The following is a 19,090-nucleotide window of genomic DNA, read 5'->3' as shown; positions in this document are numbered from 1 at the left end:
CGCTCCCACGACAACCGCCCAGCCTGCTCCGCCCAAAACCCCTCACGATCCACCCCAGCCCGCTCATACCACTCCCCAGACACATTCGCCCCCGCAACGAACTCAGCAGAGGGCGCAAAAGAACGGGATTCACTGGACAGGTTGGACAAGGCGTCGTTGCTCATGACCGAGGACCATAGGACGCGACCGACGGTGGAACGAGCGCCCGCGCGACAGACGGCGCGTGAAACGGGACAAACGGTCATGCGGGCGGGCAGGATCGTCGGTCGGCGGAGACGACATCGGGGACGACCGCATCGGTCACTCTAGTATCTGGTGCTACCCGTCGACGTGGATGGGAGTGACGGATGACGGTTCCCGCCGACCGGGACAACAGCCGGGACACGATGTGGCCACGGCTGTCGAAGTCGCGCTCGGACACCGCCTCGGTGCTGGAGACCGCACGACACGTGACCGACGACCTCGCCGACGGCCTCTCCGGCCCACGGGTACGTGCCGCGGCGAGGGGCGTCCGGCGCCTGCTCGGCGCCGAGGCCGCGGGCCTTGCCGACCTGTCCGGCAGGCTGGTCCTGGCCGGGACCGCGCCCGCCGACGCCGACCTGGGCGTCGTGGTCGAAAAGGTGCTGCAGACCGAGAGTCGCGCCGGCCGGGGCCGCGTCGTGGCGCTGCCGCTGTACGTGCACGACGAGATGGCCGGCGTGCTGGTCGCTTGTGGTGGCACGAAGGCCGCGGCCGTCCGCGAGGTCGCGGGCGTGATCGTGGCGGCGCTGGAACGCGGTCACCTCGAGGCTTCCGCGGAACACGCGGCGCAGGCCGAACTGCGTGCACTCCGCGCGGAGATCTCCCCGCACTTCGTCTACAACGCACTCACGGTGATCGCCGCGCTGGTCCGGTCCGAACCGGACCGCTCCCGGGAACTGATGCTCGACTTCGCCGACTACATCCGCTACAGCCTGGCCAGCCACGGCGAGTACACCACCGTGGCGGACGAGTTCCACGCCATCGAGACCTACCTCGCCCTGCAGCGCGCCGTCCTCGGCGACCGCCTCCGTGTCCAGGTACGGGTGGCCCCGGAGGTACTCGCGGTGGCCATCCCCTATCTGGTCCTGCAACCGGTGGTGGAGAACGCGATCCGGCACGGGATCGAACCGCGCACGGGTGGCGGGCTGGTGCTGGTGACGGGTGAGGCCGAGGGCGCCGACTGCGTGATCAGCGTCGACGACGACGGGGTCGGCATGGATCCCGGCCTCGCCGCCTCGATCCTGGCCGGTGACAGCCCGCCCGGCAGCATGGGCCTGGCCAACGTCGACCGGCGGCTGCGTAACGTGTACGGCCCCTGGTTCGGGCTGGTGGTCGAGACGGCCGAGAACGACGGCACCCGGGTGATCGTGCGGGTGCCCCGGTTCCAGCCCGGAGTGATGCCGTGAAGACCCTGCGGCGGACGGGAGGAAGGTCATGATCGACTGGCACAGTGTGCGAGCCGGATATGGCACCGAGCGATGTGCGGCCAGCCGGCGAATGAGGCAAACGACATGAGCAGCGGACTGCGTGTGCTCGCCGTCGACGACGTCCCGGCAGCGCTGGACGATCTGTGCCGGTTGCTACGGGAAGCGGCCGAGGTGGGTGAGGTAGCCGGCGCGGGTGAGGCGCTCTCCGCGCTCAGGATGATCCAGAACGAACGTTTCGACGCGGTGTTCCTGGATATCGCGATGCCCGGCCTCGACGGGCTGGAACTCGCCTCGCTGCTCGCGAAACTCGCCGAACCACCCGTGGTCGTCTTCGTCACCGCCTACGACGAGCACGCGATCGCGGCCTTCGGCGTCGGCGCGGTGGACTACCTGCTCAAGCCGGTACGCCCGGAACGACTCGCCGACGCGCTGGCCAGGGTCACCCGCATCGCACCCGCCGAGGACTCGGTGCCGGTGCAGCCGGACGCGATGGCCGCGCTGCCGGTGGAATCCGGTGGCCGCACCCGATACGTCCATCGCGACGAGGTCCGCTTCGCCGAGGCCCACGGCGACTACGTGCGCCTGCACACCCCCAGCGGCGTCCACCTGGTTCGCATGCCGATCTCCCGGCTGGAGGAGTACTGGGAGCACGCCGGTTTCGCCCGTACGCACCGTGGCTTCCTGGTCGCGCTGGAGGCGGTAAGGGAGCTGCGCAGCGACTCCGTCGGCGGGCTACTGGCCCACACCGACCTCGGTGACGTTCCGGTCAGTCGCCGGCACGCCAGGGAACTGCGGGAGCGACTGCTGCACGCCGCGCGACGTGGTGATCTGAGCCGTCCCGAGCAAAGGCTGTGACAAGCGGATGAGAACCGGGACATGCGAGGTCACGGGAGTGACAGAACGCGCCCGGCGAAGCTCCACGATCGCGGCGGCGGGGCGTCGTTGCAGCAGGCAGGAACTAACGAGATCAGGTCCGAGCCCCGGCGACGCGATCGTGTCGCGCGTTTTCAACTGCGCTGTGACACTCCCACGATGACCGGCAACCGCAGGGTCGCGGTCACCAGCCCCCAGACCCGGCTCGCACACTCCCGCCGCAGGCCAAGGGGCCGCTGGCGAGTCAGCACCCTGCACCCGGCCGAGGCCGAGCACGCCGTCGCCCTGTACCGGATCCAGCGGAGGCGAGCCGCGGTCGCCATCGGCCTGCTGGGCACGCTGGTGGTCGGGCTCTCACTCACGCTGGCGGCCTTCCCCGAACTGGACCAGGTGCGCATCGCGGATATCCCGCTGTCCTGGCTGGCACTGGGCGTACTCCCGTTCCCGGCGATGGTGCTGCTCGCCCTGTGGCAGTTGCGCAGGGCGGAGCATCCGGAGAACTCCGAGCACACCGAGCGACCGGGGCACTCGGGAAGTTCCCGGAGCGGCCCGGGGAGGCGCGAATGATCGTCGCGCTCGCCGTGGCGCCGGTCATCATCGTGACACTGCTGATCGGGCTGCGCGGGGTCGCCGCGATGCGCACGACCTCGGACTTCCTCGTCGCCTCGCGCCGGGTGTCCCCGCTGCTGAACTCGGCGGCGGTCTCCGGGGAGTACCTTTCGGCGGCGTCCTTCCTCGGGGTGGCCGGGCTCGTGGTGAAGGACGGGATCGGCTCGCTCTGGTACGCCGTCGGGTTCGCCGCCGGCTTCATCGCCATGCTCGCGCTGGTCGCCGCGCCGATGCGCCGCTCGGGTGCGCTCACCGTGCCGGACTTCGCCGAGGCCCGACTCGCCTCCCCTGGACTGCGCAGGCTCGCCGCGGTCGTGGTGCTGATGATCAGCGGGCTCTACCTGGTCCCCCAGTTCCGGACAGCGGGCCTCGTGCTCAGCGTGGTGAGCGGGACACCGTACTGGGTGGGTGTCGTCATCGCGGGCACCGCGGTGAGCACCACCCTGGCATTGGGCGGAATGCGCGCGGCCACCTACGTCCAGGCGTTCCAGTTCTGCTTCAAGCTGGTGCTGTTCATCATCCCGGCGATCTGGCTGCTGCTGCAGGTCGGACCGGACGTGCGCGGGCAAGCCCTGCATCCGGCCGAGTTCACCGAGTTCGACCGCGAGACCTCGGTCGTGTTTCGCGTTCCGGTGACTCTGGACGTGCCCGAAGGTGCCTCCGTGCTGGAGCCGGACGGATCGGTGACGCCGCTGCCACCCGGGGACTGGCAGGTGGCGGGCGGGCGCACCGTGGTGTTCCCGGAAGGCTCCCGGGTCCCCGCGCTACCCGGTGAGACCGCGCCGGGCGGTCCAGGGTGGCAGCGACCGCTGCTCGACCTGCGCGAGACCGGATACCCCCTGCTCAGCACGTGGGCGGTACTGCTGGCCACCATGCTCGGGACCATGGGCCTGCCGCACGTGCTGATGCGCTTCCACACCAGCCCGGACGGCCGCGCCGCTCGCCGGACGGCGGCGTTCACGGTCGTCCTGCTCAGCGTGTTCTACCTGTTCCCCGGCATCTACGGCGTACTCGGCCGGGTGCTGGTGCCGCAGCTGTACCTGTCCGGCGCCACGGACACCGCGGTGGTGGCGCTACCCGCCCAGGTGGACACCGGTCCGTGGGGGTCGCTGTTCACCGCCCTGCTCACCGCGGGTGCGTTCGCCGCGTTCCTGGCCACCTCCCTCGGGCTGCTGCTGGTCGTCTCCGGGGCCATCTCCCACGACCTCGTGCCCGGCGGGCTGAGACAGCTGCGAATGACCGTTGTCGGGGCGGCTGTGATCGTCGTGCTGCTGGCTCTGCCGGCCGCCCGATTCGATGCGGGAACGCTGGTGACCTGGGCGTTCACCGTGGCCGCCTCGACGTTCTGCCCACTGCTGGTGCTCGGCATCTGGTGGTCCAGACTCACCGCGCCCGGCGCGATCGCCGGCGTGGCCGCCGGGCTGGCCGCCTCAGGAGGCGCCTTCGCCACCGTCCTGTTCGACCCACCGGTCGACGGCTGGCTCGCGATCCTGCTCATCCAGCCCGCACCGTGGTCGGTGCCGCTGGCGTTCACCACGATGATCGTGGTTTCGCTGTTCAGCAGGCCACCGCCGTGGTCGACGGCGGCGATGCTGCGGCTGCACCTGCCCGAGCACCGTGTCTCCCCGTTCGCCGATCGGCAGGCAGCGGTTCGTGACCTGGGCCACTCGTCGTGGTCCGCCCGCCGTTCGTCGGCCGTTCGTCGCATCACGCGCCGGTTGGTCCGCTGAGGATTCCGGCATTTCGCCTGCCTTCCCTACTGTGTCGCGGAACACGGTGTCCAGGCAGGCGAGCCTGCCCGCAGCACTGCCGCAGGCGACGAGGAGGTCGAAGTGACGACGAGTGAGCAAACGTCCAGTCCACCAGGGCCGGAGGTATGGAACGAGGTCCACTCCAGCGCCGAGTTCGTGGAACTGCGTAAGCGGCTGCGTGGATTCGTCTTCCCGATGGCGGCGGTGTTCCTCGGTTGGTACCTGCTGTACGTGCTGATGGCGGACTACGCCCACGGATTCATGTCGACGCCGGTGTTCGGCAACATCAACATCGGCTTGATCTTCGGGTTGCTGCAGTTCGTGTCGACCTTCGTGATCACCGGTCTGTACGTGCGGTACGCGAACCGCAAGCTGGATCCCATCGCGGACAGGATCCGCGAAGACATCGAGGGCACCGAGGGTGGTGAGCGCTGATGGTGTTCGCACAGGGCGTTGAGGGCGGCAGCCCGATACTGAACATCAGCATTTTCGCCGCGTTCGTGGTGATCACGCTGGTGGTGGTGTTCCGCGCGTCGCGCAACACCAAGACCGCTTCGGACTACTACGCGGCCGGCAGGTCGTTCTCCGGCCCGCAGAACGGGATCGCGATCTCCGGGGACTACCTCTCGGCCGCCTCGTTCCTCGGGATCACCGGTGCCATCGCCGTCTACGGCTACGACGGGTTCCTGTACTCGATCGGGTTCCTGGTCGCCTGGCTGGTGGCGCTGTTGCTGGTCGCGGAGTTGATGCGCAACACCGGCAAGTTCACCATGGGCGATGTGCTGGCGTTCCGGATGCGCCAGCGCCCGGTGCGTGCGGCGGCCGCGACCTCGACGCTGGCGGTGAGCTTCTTCTACCTGCTCGCCCAGATGGCCGGCGCCGGGATCCTGGTGTCGCTGCTGCTCGGCATCTCCAGCGACGCGGGGCAGAGTGTGGTGATCGCCGTGGTCGGCGTCATCATGATCATCTACGTGCTCGTCGGCGGGATGAAGGGCACCACCTGGGTGCAGATCATCAAGGCCGCGCTGCTGATCTCCGGTGCCGCGGTGATGACCGCCTGGGTGCTGGGCCGCTACGGCTTCAACCTCTCGGGCCTGCTCGGCGGAGCCGTCGAGCGTGCGGGTGAGAGCGGCCAGGAGTTGCTGAACCCGGGTGCGAAGTACGGGGCAACCGACACGACCAAGATCGACTTCCTGTCGCTCGCGCTGGCGCTGGTGCTGGGTACAGCCGGATTGCCGCACGTGCTGATGCGGTTCTACACCGTGCCCACCGCCAAGGACGCGCGTCGTTCTGTGGTGTGGGCGATCGCCCTGATCGGGCTGTTCTACCTGTTCAGCCTCGTTCTCGGCTACGGTGCCGCCGCGATCGTCGGACCGGAAGCCATCGCGAACGCCCCAGGCGGGGAGAACGCCGCCGCTCCGCTGCTCGCGCTGGAACTCGGCGGGCCGTTGCTGCTCGGGTTCATCGCCGCGGTCGCCTTCGCGACCATCCTGGCGGTGGTCGCGGGATTGACGATCACCGCGAGTGCGTCGTTCGCCCACGACGTGTACGCCAACGTGATCAAGAAGGGCAAGGTCGACAGCAAACACGCCGAGGTCCGCGTCGCCCGCATCACCGCACTGGTCATCGGCGCCGTCGCCATCATCGGCGGAATCGGGGCGAAGGACCAGAACGTGGCGTTCCTCGTCGCGCTGGCGTTCGCGGTGGCAGCCTCGGCGAACCTGCCGACCATCCTGTACTCGCTGTTCTGGAAGCGGTTCAACACCAACGGCGCGCTCTGGTCGATCTACGGTGGGCTCACGGTCACCATCCTGCTGATCGCGTTCTCCCCCGCGGTGTCCGGCGGGCCCAAGTCGATGATCAAGTCCGTCGACTTCGCGTGGTTCCCGCTATCCAACCCAGGGCTCGTCTCGATCCCGGTGTCCTTCTTCCTCGGCTGGCTCGGTACCCGGCTTTCCAAGGAACACCTCGAGAACAAGTACAACGAGATGGAGGTCCGTTCCCTCACCGGTGCCGGCTCGGAAAAGGCCACTTCCCACTAGGAAGTCGACCGCCGGACCGCAGAATCCGAAAACGGCAGGCGCGGCCGTCCCGTACTCCGGGGCGGCCGCGTCGGCCGTTTCGCCGGTTCCTCGGGCGCGACTGTGTCAGAGTTGAGCGCATCGGGTATGCCCTGCGCCCGTGAACCAGGAGGCGGACATGCGGTGGACCGAGAATCTCCTCCGGCGGACCTGCGGCCTCGCCGTGCTGCTACCCATGGCTCTTTTCCTCGTCGCCTGCGGCGGCACCGGCGAACCCGGGGACGAGCAGGAAGGCAACGTCACGAACAGCACATCGCCTCCCACCCCTTCGACACCACCCGCGTCCACGCCCGGCCCTTCCCCGCAGCCCACGGCGACCTCGCTGCCTCCGCCGGCACGTGGCGAGGTGACGGTGCGCGGGGTCGTGCAACCCGGAGTGGAGGCCGGTTGCCTGCTACTCGACGGCGATGGCGGGCCGTATCTGCTGCTGGGCGGGCAGCAGGAGTTGCGGGCCGGAGCCGAGGTGGTCATACGCGGGCGCCTCGAACCGGACACGATGACCTTCTGCCAGCAGGGAGTTCCACTGCAGGTTTCCGAGGTGCGGCCCGCCTGAACGAGGGTGTAGGAATCCGCGAGGCCGGGCATCCGGGCGCCAGAATCCGCATCCGCGCGGAAGGAGCTCATCGTGTCCACCGACGAGATGGCATCGACCGGACAACCCGTCGTCGTCGGTTTCGACGGCTCGACGGGCGCGGCGAGCGCCACCGACTGGGCGGCGGAAGAGGCGGCGAAGCGCGGCTGCCCGTTGTTGATCGTGCACGCCTTCGACTGGACACCACCGGTGCTGGCCGCGGGTTGGACGGGGACGGACTGGACCGCTGAGGGAAGGGTCCGGGAACTCGCGAACGAACGACTGCTCGCGCTGGCCGAGCAGTACCGCTCCGCCCGGCCGGGCCTCGAGGTTCGTACCTCCATGCCGGACGGCAGGGCAGAGCGGACCCTCCCGGCGATCGCCGAGGAGCAGAAGTCCCAGCTGTTGGTGCTCGGATCGGCCGGACTGAGCGCACTGCCCCGCGCGCTGCTCGGGTCCACGGCGGGCGAGACCGTCAGGACGGCGCGTGTCCCGGTCCTGGTGGTCCGCGGCGACACCGGGGGCGACGGGGAACAAGGCCCCGTGGTGGTCGGTGCCGACGGCTCACCGGCAAGTGATCGAGCCGTCGACTTCGCGTTCGACTTCGCCGCGCGCCACGGCCTTCCGGTGCGCGCGGTGCACGCCTGGTCGGACAGCCCGCTCGATCTCATGGAGCCGGCGCACACCGGCGAGAGCCAGGCCGACCCGGTGGAGGCGGACGAACCCGTCCACCGGCAGATCACGGCCCGGCAGCGAGAATTCCCCGACGTACCGGTGCGCTGGGAGCGGGTGGCCGACCGCCCCGCACACGCACTGCTCACCCACGCTCAGGACGCCACCTTGGTCGTGGTCGGCTGCCTTCCTCGGCTCGGTCAGCCACGCCGTGCTCTACCACTCCCCCTGCCCGGTAGCCCTCCTCCGCACCCCCGACTAACCACCCGACTTTGCAGTTCCAGGGCGCGAGTTGGCAGTTTCCGGGGCCGACTTTGCAGTTCCAGGGCGTGAGTTGGCAGATTCGGATCGACCCGAGGTGCCACGGGCGTGACTTCGGCCCGGCCGCGTACGGAATCCACGGACGGGCCGACAAGCCCGTGCACGCCGAGCCGGGTCGTGTGCGGCTCCTCCCGCCCATCCACGACCTCGCACCGGGCTGCCCCAGCTGGAGTAACGGGGAAATATCCCGGTGGACCGGGCGGGATATGCGGTCCAGGATGGTCGTATGGCGAACGCAGCCCGAGGTCACGGAGCCGGATCACCGACCGGGATCGAGCACCCCGCGCATCACGCACGGGTCGAGCGGCTGCGCGCACAACTCGACTCCGTCCCGAGGGACAGGCCGATCCGCCTCGCCAAGCGCACCTCCAACCTGTTCCGCGGCCGAGCCGAGCCCGACCAGCACGGCCTCGACGTATCCGGCTTCACCGAGGTGCTGCACATCGATCCCGACGGCAGGACCGCCGACGTCGAGGGAATGGTCACCTACGAGAAACTGGTACGTGCCACGCTCGAACACGGCCTGATGCCGCTGGTCGTGCCACAGCTGAAGACCATCACCCTGGGCGGAGCGGTGACCGGACTCGGCATCGAGTCCTCTTCGTTCCGCCACGGCATGCCCCACGAGTCGGTCCTCGAACTGGAGATCCTCACCGGCGAAGGACAGATCCTCGTCGCGACGCCGGACAACGAGCACCGAGATCTCTTCACCGGCTTTCCCAACTCCTACGGCACTCTCGGCTACGCGCTCCGGCTACGGATAGCACTGACCCCGGTCAAGCCCTACGTCCGGCTCCGGCACGTACGCCACGACGACTCGCGCACCTACTTCACCGAACTCGAAGAGGTCTGCCGCAGCGGGCACTACCGGGGGGAGCCGGTGGACTTCGTGGACGGCACCGTGTTCGGCCCGGGCGAGCAGTACCTCACGCTGGGCACCTGCACCGATGTGGCGCCTTACACCTCCGACTACACCTGGCTGGGCATCTACTACCGCTCCATCCGGCGCAGGCGTAGCGACTACCTGACCGTGCGGGACTACCTGTGGCGGTGGGACACCGACTGGTTCTGGTGCTCCGGCGCGCTCGGCGTGCAACGGCTGCCGGTGCGGCTGCTGCTCGGCAGGCGGCTTTTGCGCTCCGACGTCTACTGGAAGGTTGTGAACTTCGAGCGCAAACATCGGGTGATGGCGCGAATCGACGCGGCGCGGGGCAACGCTTCGAGGGAGACCGTGGTGCAGGACATCGAGGTTCCGGTCGACAGAGCGGCGGAATTCCTCGACTTCTTCGAACGCGAGATCGGGATCAGTCCTGTGTGGATCTGCCCGATCCAGCAGCGGGACAGAACGCGGTGGCCCTTGTACGAGCTGGATCCGGACACGCTCTACGTCAACTTCGGATTCTGGTCCTCGGTGGAACTGGGCGAGGAAGAAGAGGACGGGACGTACAACCGGCTCATCGAGCAGACGGTCACCCGGCTCGGTGGCCGCAAGTCGCTCTACTCCGCCAGTTTCTACGACCGCGACGAGTTCTGGCGACTCTACGACGGCGCGACCTACCGGGAGCTGAAACGACGGTACGACCCGGAAAAGCGTCTACTCGATCTCTTCGACAAGTGTGTCCTCGAGCGGTGAGATCGTGCGGGCGCGACAAGGACGCGGCAGGCAGGTAGTCCACAGGGGAACGAGGTGGGTGCGGATGTACAGGACAGATCACGGCCGGCGCGGGCAGGCGAACGGCGAGGGCAGTGCTACGCGGGGACTCGCCCGCGCATTCGACCAGTTGCTGCCCGGCGATGTTCCGCTGCGGATCGACATGTACGACGGGAGCAGCGCGGGCTCGCCGGACGCGCAGCACGGCATGGCACTGAATTCTCCGGCCGCGGTGAGCTACCTGTTGTCCGCTCCGGGTGAGCTCGGGCTGGCTCGGGCGTATGTCAGCGGCCATCTCACCATCACCGGCAACCTCTACACCGTGCTGCGTACGCTCATTCCCCTGCTCGACACGTTCGGCTGGCGCGATGCTGTGCGGTTACTCCGCGAGCTGGCTCCCGGTCATCTCCACAGGTTCACACCACCCGAGGAGGAGCTGGTCGGGCGGATCCGTCGCGGCTGGTTCGGCCTGCGGCATTCCAAGGGGCGCGACAGCGTCGCCATCTCCCGGCACTACGACGTGTCCAACCGCTTCTACGAGATGGTGCTCGGGCCGTCCATGGCCTACACCTGCGCCTGCTTCCCGGAGGAGGGGGCCACGCTGGAGCACGCCCAGTGGCACAAGTTCGACCTGGTGTGCCGCAAGCTCGGGCTGGAGCCCGGCATGCGACTGCTGGACGTCGGCTGCGGCTGGGGCGGCATGGCGATGCACGCCGCCGAGCACTACGGCGTGCAGGCGCTCGGGGTGACGCTGTCCAGACAGCAGGCGAACTGGGCGCAGAAGGCCGTGGTCGCGCGCGGCCTCGCCGACCGGGTCGAGGTGCGCCACCTCGACTACCGCGATGTGACGGAGACCGGCTTCGACGCCGTTTCCTCGATCGGGCTCACCGAGCACATCGGAGCGCGCGGCCTGTCCGCGTACTTCCGGTTCCTGTCCTCCCGCCTGCGCGATGGCGGCCGGTTGCTCAACCACTGCATCACCAGGCCGACCAGCACGGCCCCGCACCGGGTCGGCCCGTTCTTCGATCGCTACGTTTTCCCGGACGGCGAGCTGGAGGGCATCGGCGAGATCACCTCCGTCATGCAGGGCAACGGTTTCGAGATCAGGCACGACGAGAACCTGCGTGAGCACTATGCGCGGACGCTGGCCGGCTGGTGCGACAACCTGGACGCCAACTGGGAGGATGCGGCGGCAGAGGCCGGTGTCGGGCGCGTCAGGGTGTGGGCGCTCTACATGGCCGCCTCCCGGCTCGCGTTCGAGCGGCATCAGCTCGAACTGCACCAGACCCTCGGTGTGCGAGCGAGCGCGGACGGTTCGTCCGGAATGCCACTTCGGCCCGACTGGGGCGTCTGATCAGGGTTCGACCTGCGCGAGCGGCAAACCACGACGAGCTGTGACCGTCGTTACTGCCAGCTGTCCATGTTCACCCGATCATGTGAGAAACCCGTATCCAGGCGTCACGACCTGTCGTCACGGCCATCCCCTCATCAACAAGCCCGTTCGCGCCGTGCGAACAACGACAGGAGGGGCGAGACGTGATCACCGACTCCGTACACCAGCACCAGTTCGTCGCACTGAGCAGCTCACCGGCGCCGGTGCTCTCCCGCTGCTCCTACCTGGCCTATGAGCCGTACGCGGTCAACATGGCCTTCCAGGCCGAGAAGGGGCGGTGGGTCGAGTGGTCCTTCGCGAGGGAGCTGCTCGTACAGGGACTCACCGAGCCAGCCGGGATCGGTGACGTCCGGGTCCGGCCCGACCTCGCGCTGGATGACGACGTCCTCATCCTGGAGATCGAGTCGCCGGACGGCTACGCGGTCGTCGAGATGCAGCGGGACGACGTGGAGCGCTTCCTCGCCGCCACGATCGACATCGTCCCGCTGGGCTCCGAGGAGGAGCATTTCGACGTCGAGACACTGATCGACGAGATCACCAACGTCTGACGAGGGCCGCGTCCGTACACACTGAGGATCGGCGCGCACGGTGTCAGTATCGATGGATGACAACGTCTCGGGGTTCTGCTGACGACCACCCATTGATCCTGCACTTCGGGCACGAAGAGCTGGTCGTGCGTCGCCGGTACGAGGTGGCCAGCATCATCAACGACTTCCTCATCGCACTCTGGTTCGTGGTGGGCAGCGTGTTCTTCCTGTTCGACTCGCTGGCCACGGCCGGGACCGTGCTCTTCCTCCTCGGCAGCCTGCAGTTCGCCGCGCGCCCGGCCATCCGGCTACGCAGGCGGTTGCACCTGCGCAGGATCTCCGCGGGCACCCCAGCCGAGACAGCCGCCGACTTCTAAGGATTGGGGTGTCTGCAAGTACGCCCATGCAAGATCAACAACGCCTTCAACCGCTACCAAGCTGTTTCACCGGCAACTCAGTTGGTGGTAGTTGCGGCACTATTCGATCTTGCTTGGGCGTACTTGCAGACACCCCATCCTGAGAACGGGACTTGCCTGCCCGGGGTGTGCTGTGACCATCCGGGGCGTGGTCAGGGGGCGGGGACCGCGGCCGCCGCTGTGACGGGCTTTCCGTTGTTTCCCTGCCTGCCGCGGCGCAGCGGGACCACCAGCGGTGTCCCGGTCTCCGGATCGTCGATGATCCGGCAGGGCAGGCCGAAGACGTCGGCCACCAGCTCCGCGGTGATGACGGTGGCCGGGTCCCCCTCGGCGACCACCTCTCCCCCCGGCCGCATGACGATCAGGTGCGTGGCGTACCGGCAGGCCTGGTTGAGGTCGTGCAGCACCGCGACCAGCGTATGACCCTCGTCCTCGTGCAGATCGGCACACAGATCCAGGACCTCGACCTGATGGGCGATGTCCAGGAACGTGGTGGGCTCGTCGAGCAGCAGGATGGAGGTCTGCTGCGCCAGGACCATGGCGAGCCACACCCGCTGCCGCTGGCCGCCGGAGAGCTCGTCCACCAGCCTGCCGGACAGCTCCAGCACGCCCGTTCGCCGCATCGACTCCGTCACCACGGCCTCGTCCTCCCTGGACCACTGCCGCAGCAGCCGCTGGTGCGGATACCGCCCTCTGGCGACCAGGTCGCCGACGGTGATTCCGTTCGGCGCGATCGAGGTCTGGGGCAGCAGACCGAGCCGCCTGGCGACCTCTCTCGATCGGTACCCGGAGATGGCCGCCCCGTCGAGATAGACAGCGCCGGTCGCCGGCTTGAGCATCCGGGCCAGCGCTTTCAACAGCGTCGACTTCCCACAGGCGTTCGGGCCGACGATGACCGTGAAGGATCCGTCGGGAATGGCCACGCCGAGGTCGGTGGCGACGGTCCGCTGGTCGTAGGCCAGCGTCAGGTTCTCCGCGTGCAACCTGGTCATCGTGTCGGTCCTCGCTCCTCCGTCGTGCTCATGCCCATTGCCTCACTCGCCCGCGGGCCGCACATTCGCTCGGTGCCGTACCCGACTCGCTCACAGTGCCGGTCGCTCATGGCCGCCCCCGACGCCATTCGCGTGCCAACAACCAGATCATGTAGAGCCCGCCGATCGTGCCCGTGGCCGTGCCGACCGGCAGCTGACTCGTCGGGAACAGCCGCTGGACGGCGAGGTCGCCACCGGCCAGCAGCAGTGCGCCGAGTAGCGCCGAGGGAATCAGGCTCGCGCCCGGCACCCTGGTGATCTTGCGGGTCAGTTGTGGTGCCGCCAGCGCGACGAACGAGATCGGACCCGCCGCGGCCGTGGCGACTGCCGCCAGCGCCACGCTCACCGCGATGAGCACGAGTCTGCTGCGCTGCACCCCGACGCCCAGCGCCTTCGCGGCGTCGTCACCGAGTTCGAGCATGCCCAGCCGCCTGCCGTGATGCAGCGCGAGCGGTACCAGCACCGCCACCGCCAGCCCCACCGGCACGGCGTGGTCCCAGCCCCGTCCGTTGATGCTGCCGATCAGCCAGCCCTGCGCCGCGAGGGCGTCCTGCAGGCTGGCCTGGGTGATCAGGTACGAATTCAGCGCCAGCGCCATGGCGGCGATACCGATCCCCACGAGAACGAACCGGAACCCCTGCACACCACGGGTGAAGGCCAGCAGGTACATGGCTATCGCGGTGACCAGCCCGCCGAGCAGCGCGCCACCCGCGACCTGGGCCATGGAACCGTTCAGCACGATGATGACCACCAGCGCACCGCTGGCCGAGCCGTGGGTGAAGCCGATGATGTCCGGGCTGGCGAGTGGGTTTCGCGTCAGCGTTTGCATGACGGCACCGCTGACGGCGAGCGCGGCACCGACGAGCACGGCGGTCAGCACGCGGGGCAGGCGCAGGGTGTTGACGATGAAGTCGGCACCGGAGTCACCCTGTCCGGCGAGCGCGCTCAGCACCTCCGCCACCGACAGCGGGTACTCGCCGCTGGTGAGGGTGACCACGACTACGCAGGCGAGGACCACCGCGAGAACGAGGCCGACGACGAAAGAGCGTCCGTTCACGCGAACCGACCAGCCGTCGCGCCTGCCGCGTACGACCCGCCCGCTGACCGGCCCGCCGGCGCTGACTCCCAGTGTGTTCACAGGGCGACCGGCTTCCTGCGCCTGCACAGGGCGATGAACACCGGCGCACCGAGGAACGCCGTCACGATCCCGACCTGCAGTTCACTCGGCGCGGCGACCACCCTGCCCAGCACATCCGCGCCGAGCAGCAGGATCGGCGCGAGCACGAGGGAGTACGGCAGCACCCAGCGCTGGTCGGGGCCGACCACCAGCCGGGCCACGTGTGGGACGGCCAATCCGACGAACCAGACAGGGCCGATCGCCGCCGTCGCCGCGCCGCAGAGCAGTGTGACCGCGAAGGCGCCGACCAGCCGGGTCCGGCCGAGGTTGGCACCGAGGGCCTTGCCGAGCTGGTCCCCCATGGCCAGGACGTTCAGCGGCCGGATCAGCGAGAGTGCCAGCACGATGCCCAGCAGGATGAAGGGCAGCACCGCCCACAGCACCCCGTATCCGCGTCCCGCGAGCGAGCCGACGTTCCAGAAGCGGAACTCGTTGAATGCCAACGGATCGAGCAGCAGCACCGCGGTGTTGAAGGCGTACAGAACCGCGGTGAGCGCCATACCGGCGAGCACCAGCCGTTCCGGCGTGGCCGTGCTGCGCCCGGAGGACCCGATCAGGTAGACCACGACCGAGGCCACCGCGGCGCCGGCGAAGGCGAACCAGACGTAGCCGAGCACCGTCGCGATCCCGAGGAACCCGATCGCCACGACCACTCCGCTCGACGCGCCGAGGCTGATGCCGAGCAGGCCGGGATCGGCCAGCGGATTGCGGGTCAGTGCCTGCATCAGCGCACCCGACAGACCCAGTGCGGCACCGACGAAGAACCCCAGCAGGGTTCTCGGGATCCGGTAGGAGTGGATGATCACCGCATCGCTGGACCCGTCGTGCTGCCAGAGCACGTTCCAGGTCGAGGTGAACGGGATGTCCTTCGTCCCGACCCACACGCTGAGCAGCACCACGACGGCGAGCACGCCGATGGCGACGAGCAGGCCGAGCGCCCGCACGGCGTGCGCCGTGCGCCGCTCGCTGGGTTGCGGGTTCCCGGATGCCTCCTGCGCGAAGGGAGGCGAGTCCGCGGCGACCGACACCGAATACCTCCCGAACGCGTATCACCTAACCAGGTGAGGTGAGGCTAACTGAACTCTCCGGGCGGGATCAACGCGGCATGCTGGTCAGTCGGCCGGCCCGGCCGTGTCCGCGAACACACCCGCGATCATGGTCGCGAGTAGTTCGATCTCCGCGATTCGCGCGGGCTCGACCGAGCGCGGATCGTCCCGGAGCACGACCAGATCGGCGTGTTTGCCCGGCGAGATGGAGCCGAGCACGTCCTCCCACCTGCAGGCGCGGGCGGCGCCGAGGGTGTAGGCGTGCAGCGCCTGCTCGACGCTGATCGCCTCGTCCCCGCCCACGGTCCTGCCGGAACTGGTGCTGCGCTCGACCATGAACTGGATGGCCCGCAGCGGCGCGCCGGGGGTGACCGGCCGGTCCGAACTGCCGGCCAGGGCGACTCCGTGCTCGAGAAAACCGCGGCCGCGGTAGAGCCAGGGCGCGCGCTGCTCCCCCATGATCGCCGCGTAGTCGTCACCGAGGAACCACAGGAAGTTGGGCTGCACCACGGCGGTCACCTCGAGCTCGGCGAAGCGTCGCAGCTGGTCCGGCCGCACCAGTCCCGCGTGCTCGATCCGATGCCGGGTGCCGGTCCGGGGATACTCGCGCCGCGCCCGCTCCAGCGCGTCGAGCGCGACGTCCACCGCGCGGTCGCCGATGGCGTGCACCGCCAATTGCCAACCGGCCTGGTGTCCGTCGACGATCAACTCGGTGAGGGCCTGCGGGTCCGCGTAGAGCTCACCATTGTGGTCGAGGCCGACGTAGGGCTCCGTCAGGGCCGCGGTGCGGGGCATCATGCCGCCGTCGGTGAAGATCTTCAATGCCCCGATACCGAGCCGGTCGCCACCGAACCCGGTCCGCAGGCCGAGATCGAGCGCACGCGCGATCCCGTCGGCCGGATGCGCGGATGCGCGGCGCAACGCGTCACCGACGACCATCAGCTGTACCCGCAGCGGTAGACGGCCGCTGTCGGCCGCCCGCTGGTAGGCGGCCACCTCCACGGGACTGTGGCTGATCAGGCCACCACCAATGCCCGCCTCCGCGCACGCCGTGATGCCCTCCGCGACGCAGGTCCGGCCGGCGTGCTCGATGGCGTCGACCAGCTCGGCGACCGAATAGGGCTGGCGCAGTTCTCGCACCGCGGCCATCCCGCTCTCCGCGAGCACGCCGTTCTCGTGATCGACGCCGTCCGGAAGCAGGTCCAGTACGGCGCTGTTGACCACGCAGGCATGACCGGAGTCGTGCACCACGAAGACCTTTCGGCCCGCGCTGACCGTGTCCAGCTCCGCCGCCGTCAGGTGCCTGCCGAGTGGACGCTGGTCGTAGCCGCTGATGTCCACCCACTCGCCTGCCGCTGTCTCCCTGGCCGCCGCGCCGATCCTGGTGAGCGCGTCGGCGATGCCCGCCGCAGGGTCGATCCGCGGGCTGCGCGCGCTCAGACCCGCCCAGGCGAGGTGCACGTGGGCGTCGATGAAGCCGGGAAGCACCGTCGCGCCGTCCAGGTCGATCTCCTCGCGTGCGGGCAGCGAGTCGACCTCCTCGTCGAGCCCGACCACCCGCCCCTGCCAGATACCGAGCCGGCTCGCGGTCGGCCGCTGCGGGTCCATCGTGACGAAGTGGGCGTTCACCAGCCGGGTGTCGAGCATTCACTCTCCTTGTGGTCGAGGGCGTCCTGTGCCGGCGCGAATCGGTGCGAGGTCACACTGATTCGCCGCGAAGTTAGAGTAGCCTTACCTTCCGGTTTGCCGGTTCAGCGAGAGAGGGTGTTTCTGGGTGCGCGCTGCGAAACCGGCGGACGGTATCGGGTTCGCCGGGCACGAGGCGGCGACCGGCGGCAGTGTCCTTCGCGGCGCGATCCGCGGGCAACGGCGGTATGTCGCCGGAGCATCCATGCTCGCCGCGGCACATCAGGCCGGCGAGGCGCTGGTACCCGTGGTCGTCGGTGTGGTGATCGACCAGGCCGTCACCACCGGCTCGATGCCCGCCCTGCTGCGCTGGCTCGTCGTGCTGGCCGTCGTCTTCGCCGGGCTGTCGGCGAGCTTCCGGTTCGCCGCACGGGCCGGTGAGCGGGCGGCCGAACAGGGCGCACACCGGCTGCGCGTCGAACTGAGCGCTCGAGTGCTGCATGCCAGGGGCGGCGCCGAGGCGGGCAGGCTGCCCGGCGCCCTGGTCAACATCGCGACCGGCGACGCCAAACGGGTCGGCGCGGTCAACGGTGTGCTGCCCTTCGGTATAGCCGCCGTGGCCGGCCTGCTGGTCAGTGCCGTGGCGCTGCTGCGCATCTCCGTTCCGCTCGGTCTGCTGGTCCTGCTGGGCACGCCTCCGCTGCTGCTGCTCACCCACCTGATCGGCCGTCCGCTGGAGCGGCGCAGCGGTGTGGAGCAGGAGCAGGCCGCACACGCATCCGGTATCGCCGCCGATCTCGTCGCGGGCCTGCGCGTGCTCAAGGGGATCGGCGCGGAACCCGCCGCGGTGGCACGTTATCGGCGTACCAGCCGGATTTCGCTGGCGGCCACGCTGCGCGCCGCCAAAGCCCAGTCCTGGCATGACGGGGCCATCCTGGCCCTCACCGGCGTCTTCATCGCGGTCGTCGCACTCGTCGGCGGGCAACTGGCCGTCGCGGGCACGATCAGTGTGGGTGAGTTGGTCGCCGCTGTCGGGCTCGCACAGTTCCTGCTCACGCCGTTCCAGATGTTCGCTTGGGTCAACGGCGAGCTCGCACAGGGCAGGGCATCGGCCGCGCGCATCGCGTCGGTCCTCGCGGCGCCGCACGCCGTCGGCACCGGCACCGCGAGTCCCGCGTCGCCCGCGAGCGGCGGGGTCCGGCTGCTCGGGCTCACACACGGCGCGTTGCGAGGAGTGGATCTCGACATCGCCCCTGGCACCCATCTGGGCGTGGTCACCACGGACCCTGCGGCCGCGGCCGACCTGCTCGACTGCCTGGCGAGGGAGGCCGAACCCGGGGCGGGCTCGGTGGAACTCGACCAGGTCGACCTGACCGAGATGGCCCCCGATCGGGTGCGGGAGGTGCTGATGGTGGCGGCGCACGACGCGGACCTGTTCGAGCAGAGCGTGCGGGACAACGTGCTGGCCGGCCGCACCGACGGCGCCGCGGACGTGGACCGCGCCATGGCGGCCGCAACGGCCGACGAGGTCGCCCGGAGCCTGCCCGAGGGTGCCGCGACCGTACTGGCCGAACGCGGGAGTTCGCTGTCCGGCGGACAACGCCAGCGCGTCGCACTCGCACGGGCGCTCGCCGCGGACCCACCGGTGCTCGTCGTGCACGACCCGACCACCGCTGTCGACGCCGTCACCGAGTCGCGAATCGCGAGCGAGATCGCCCGGTTACGCCGTGGCAGGACGACGGTGCTGGTGTGCACCAGCCCGGCGCTGCTCGCCGCGGCGGACCGGGTGGTGCTGCTGGCCGACGGGCGCGTCGTGGCCGACGGCGCACACGCCGACCTGGTGCACACCCATCCCGGCTACCGGACGGCGGTGCTGTCGTGAGCGACCGGCACCGTG

The 19,090-nt window shown here is 69.3% G+C and carries 17 protein-coding genes; 13 read left to right on the top strand and 4 right to left on the bottom strand.

Annotated elements, in window-relative coordinates:
* Positions 1-347: 347 nt before the first annotated feature.
* The 12 genes from D0C15_RS26300 to D0C15_RS26245 all read left to right on the top strand — a co-directional run bounded on the left by D0C15_RS26300 (position 348) and on the right by D0C15_RS26245 (position 12,274).
* A complete protein-coding gene (locus D0C15_RS26300; protein ID WP_211323330.1) occupies positions 348-1,427 on the top strand; it encodes a sensor histidine kinase in 1,080 nt (359 codons plus the stop codon).
* 105 nt (positions 1,428-1,532) lie between these two features.
* A complete protein-coding gene (locus D0C15_RS26295; protein WP_116050618.1) occupies positions 1,533-2,303 on the top strand; it encodes a LytR/AlgR family response regulator transcription factor in 771 nt (256 codons plus the stop codon).
* A gap of 177 nt (positions 2,304-2,480) precedes the next feature.
* The gene (locus tag D0C15_RS26290; protein ID WP_116050616.1) at positions 2,481-2,888 is read left to right on the top strand and encodes a hypothetical protein; all 408 of its coding nucleotides are present in this window, start codon (positions 2,481-2,483) and stop codon (positions 2,886-2,888) included.
* Positions 2,885-4,660, top strand: coding sequence for a sodium/solute symporter (locus D0C15_RS26285; protein WP_116050614.1), 1,776 nt, complete (start codon positions 2,885-2,887; stop codon positions 4,658-4,660). Before D0C15_RS26290 ends, D0C15_RS26285 begins: the two co-directional genes overlap by 4 nt.
* A 102-nt stretch (positions 4,661-4,762) precedes the next feature.
* Positions 4,763-5,116, top strand: coding sequence for a DUF485 domain-containing protein (locus D0C15_RS26280; RefSeq protein ID WP_116050613.1), 354 nt, complete (start codon positions 4,763-4,765; stop codon positions 5,114-5,116).
* Positions 5,116-6,723 (top strand): solute symporter family protein, encoded by a 1,608-nt coding sequence (locus tag D0C15_RS26275; protein ID WP_116050611.1) that lies wholly within the window; start codon positions 5,116-5,118, stop codon positions 6,721-6,723. The genes D0C15_RS26280 and D0C15_RS26275 overlap by 1 nt, the downstream gene beginning before the upstream one ends.
* Positions 6,724-6,880: 157 nt before the next feature.
* A complete protein-coding gene (locus tag D0C15_RS26270; RefSeq protein ID WP_211323329.1) occupies positions 6,881-7,315 on the top strand; it encodes a hypothetical protein in 435 nt (144 codons plus the stop codon).
* 72 nt (positions 7,316-7,387) lie between these two features.
* Complete coding sequence (locus D0C15_RS26265; protein WP_116050609.1) at positions 7,388-8,338, top strand: universal stress protein; 951 nt, start codon at positions 7,388-7,390, stop codon at positions 8,336-8,338.
* A 214-nt stretch (positions 8,339-8,552) separates the two neighbouring features.
* On the top strand, positions 8,553-9,959 hold the full coding sequence (locus D0C15_RS26260) for an FAD-binding oxidoreductase (RefSeq protein ID WP_116050608.1): 1,407 nt from the start codon (positions 8,553-8,555) through the stop codon (positions 9,957-9,959).
* Between the two features lie 64 nt (positions 9,960-10,023).
* A complete protein-coding gene (locus tag D0C15_RS26255; protein ID WP_116050606.1) occupies positions 10,024-11,331 on the top strand; it encodes a class I SAM-dependent methyltransferase in 1,308 nt (435 codons plus the stop codon).
* A 182-nt stretch (positions 11,332-11,513) separates the two neighbouring features.
* Positions 11,514-11,918 (top strand): SsgA family sporulation/cell division regulator, encoded by a 405-nt coding sequence (locus D0C15_RS26250; RefSeq protein WP_116050604.1) that lies wholly within the window; start codon positions 11,514-11,516, stop codon positions 11,916-11,918.
* A 56-nt stretch (positions 11,919-11,974) separates the two neighbouring features.
* On the top strand, positions 11,975-12,274 hold the full coding sequence (locus tag D0C15_RS26245) for a YrhK family protein (protein WP_116050602.1): 300 nt from the start codon (positions 11,975-11,977) through the stop codon (positions 12,272-12,274).
* 191 nt (positions 12,275-12,465) lie between these two features.
* On the opposite strand, the gene D0C15_RS26240 is transcribed toward D0C15_RS26245, so the two are convergent.
* The 4 genes from D0C15_RS26240 to D0C15_RS26225 all read right to left on the bottom strand — a co-directional run bounded on the left by D0C15_RS26240 (position 12,466) and on the right by D0C15_RS26225 (position 17,214).
* On the bottom strand, positions 12,466-13,305 hold the full coding sequence (locus D0C15_RS26240) for an ABC transporter ATP-binding protein (RefSeq protein ID WP_116050600.1): 840 nt from the start codon (positions 13,303-13,305) through the stop codon (positions 12,466-12,468).
* Positions 13,306-13,411: 106 nt separating this feature from the next.
* A complete protein-coding gene (locus D0C15_RS26235; protein WP_116050598.1) occupies positions 13,412-14,482 on the bottom strand; it encodes a FecCD family ABC transporter permease in 1,071 nt (356 codons plus the stop codon).
* Positions 14,479-15,549 (bottom strand): FecCD family ABC transporter permease, encoded by a 1,071-nt coding sequence (locus tag D0C15_RS26230; RefSeq protein WP_116050597.1) that lies wholly within the window; start codon positions 15,547-15,549, stop codon positions 14,479-14,481. Before D0C15_RS26230 ends, D0C15_RS26235 begins: the two co-directional genes overlap by 4 nt.
* Before the next feature lie 84 nt (positions 15,550-15,633).
* Entirely contained in the window at positions 15,634-17,214 is a 1,581-nt protein-coding gene (locus D0C15_RS26225; protein WP_116050595.1) for an amidohydrolase, read from the bottom strand.
* Between the two features lie 244 nt (positions 17,215-17,458).
* On the opposite strand from D0C15_RS26225, the gene D0C15_RS26220 reads away from it, so the two are divergent.
* Positions 17,459-19,075, top strand: coding sequence for an ABC transporter ATP-binding protein (locus D0C15_RS26220; RefSeq protein WP_116050623.1), 1,617 nt, complete (start codon positions 17,459-17,461; stop codon positions 19,073-19,075).
* Positions 19,076-19,090 lie beyond the last annotated feature (15 nt).

This window comes from Amycolatopsis palatopharyngis, assembly GCF_003385185.1.
Classification (GTDB): Bacteria; Actinomycetota; Actinomycetes; order Mycobacteriales; family Pseudonocardiaceae; genus Amycolatopsis; species Amycolatopsis palatopharyngis.
Note: the sequence above shows the minus strand (reverse complement) of the source record. Positions and strands in the feature narration are given on the sequence as shown.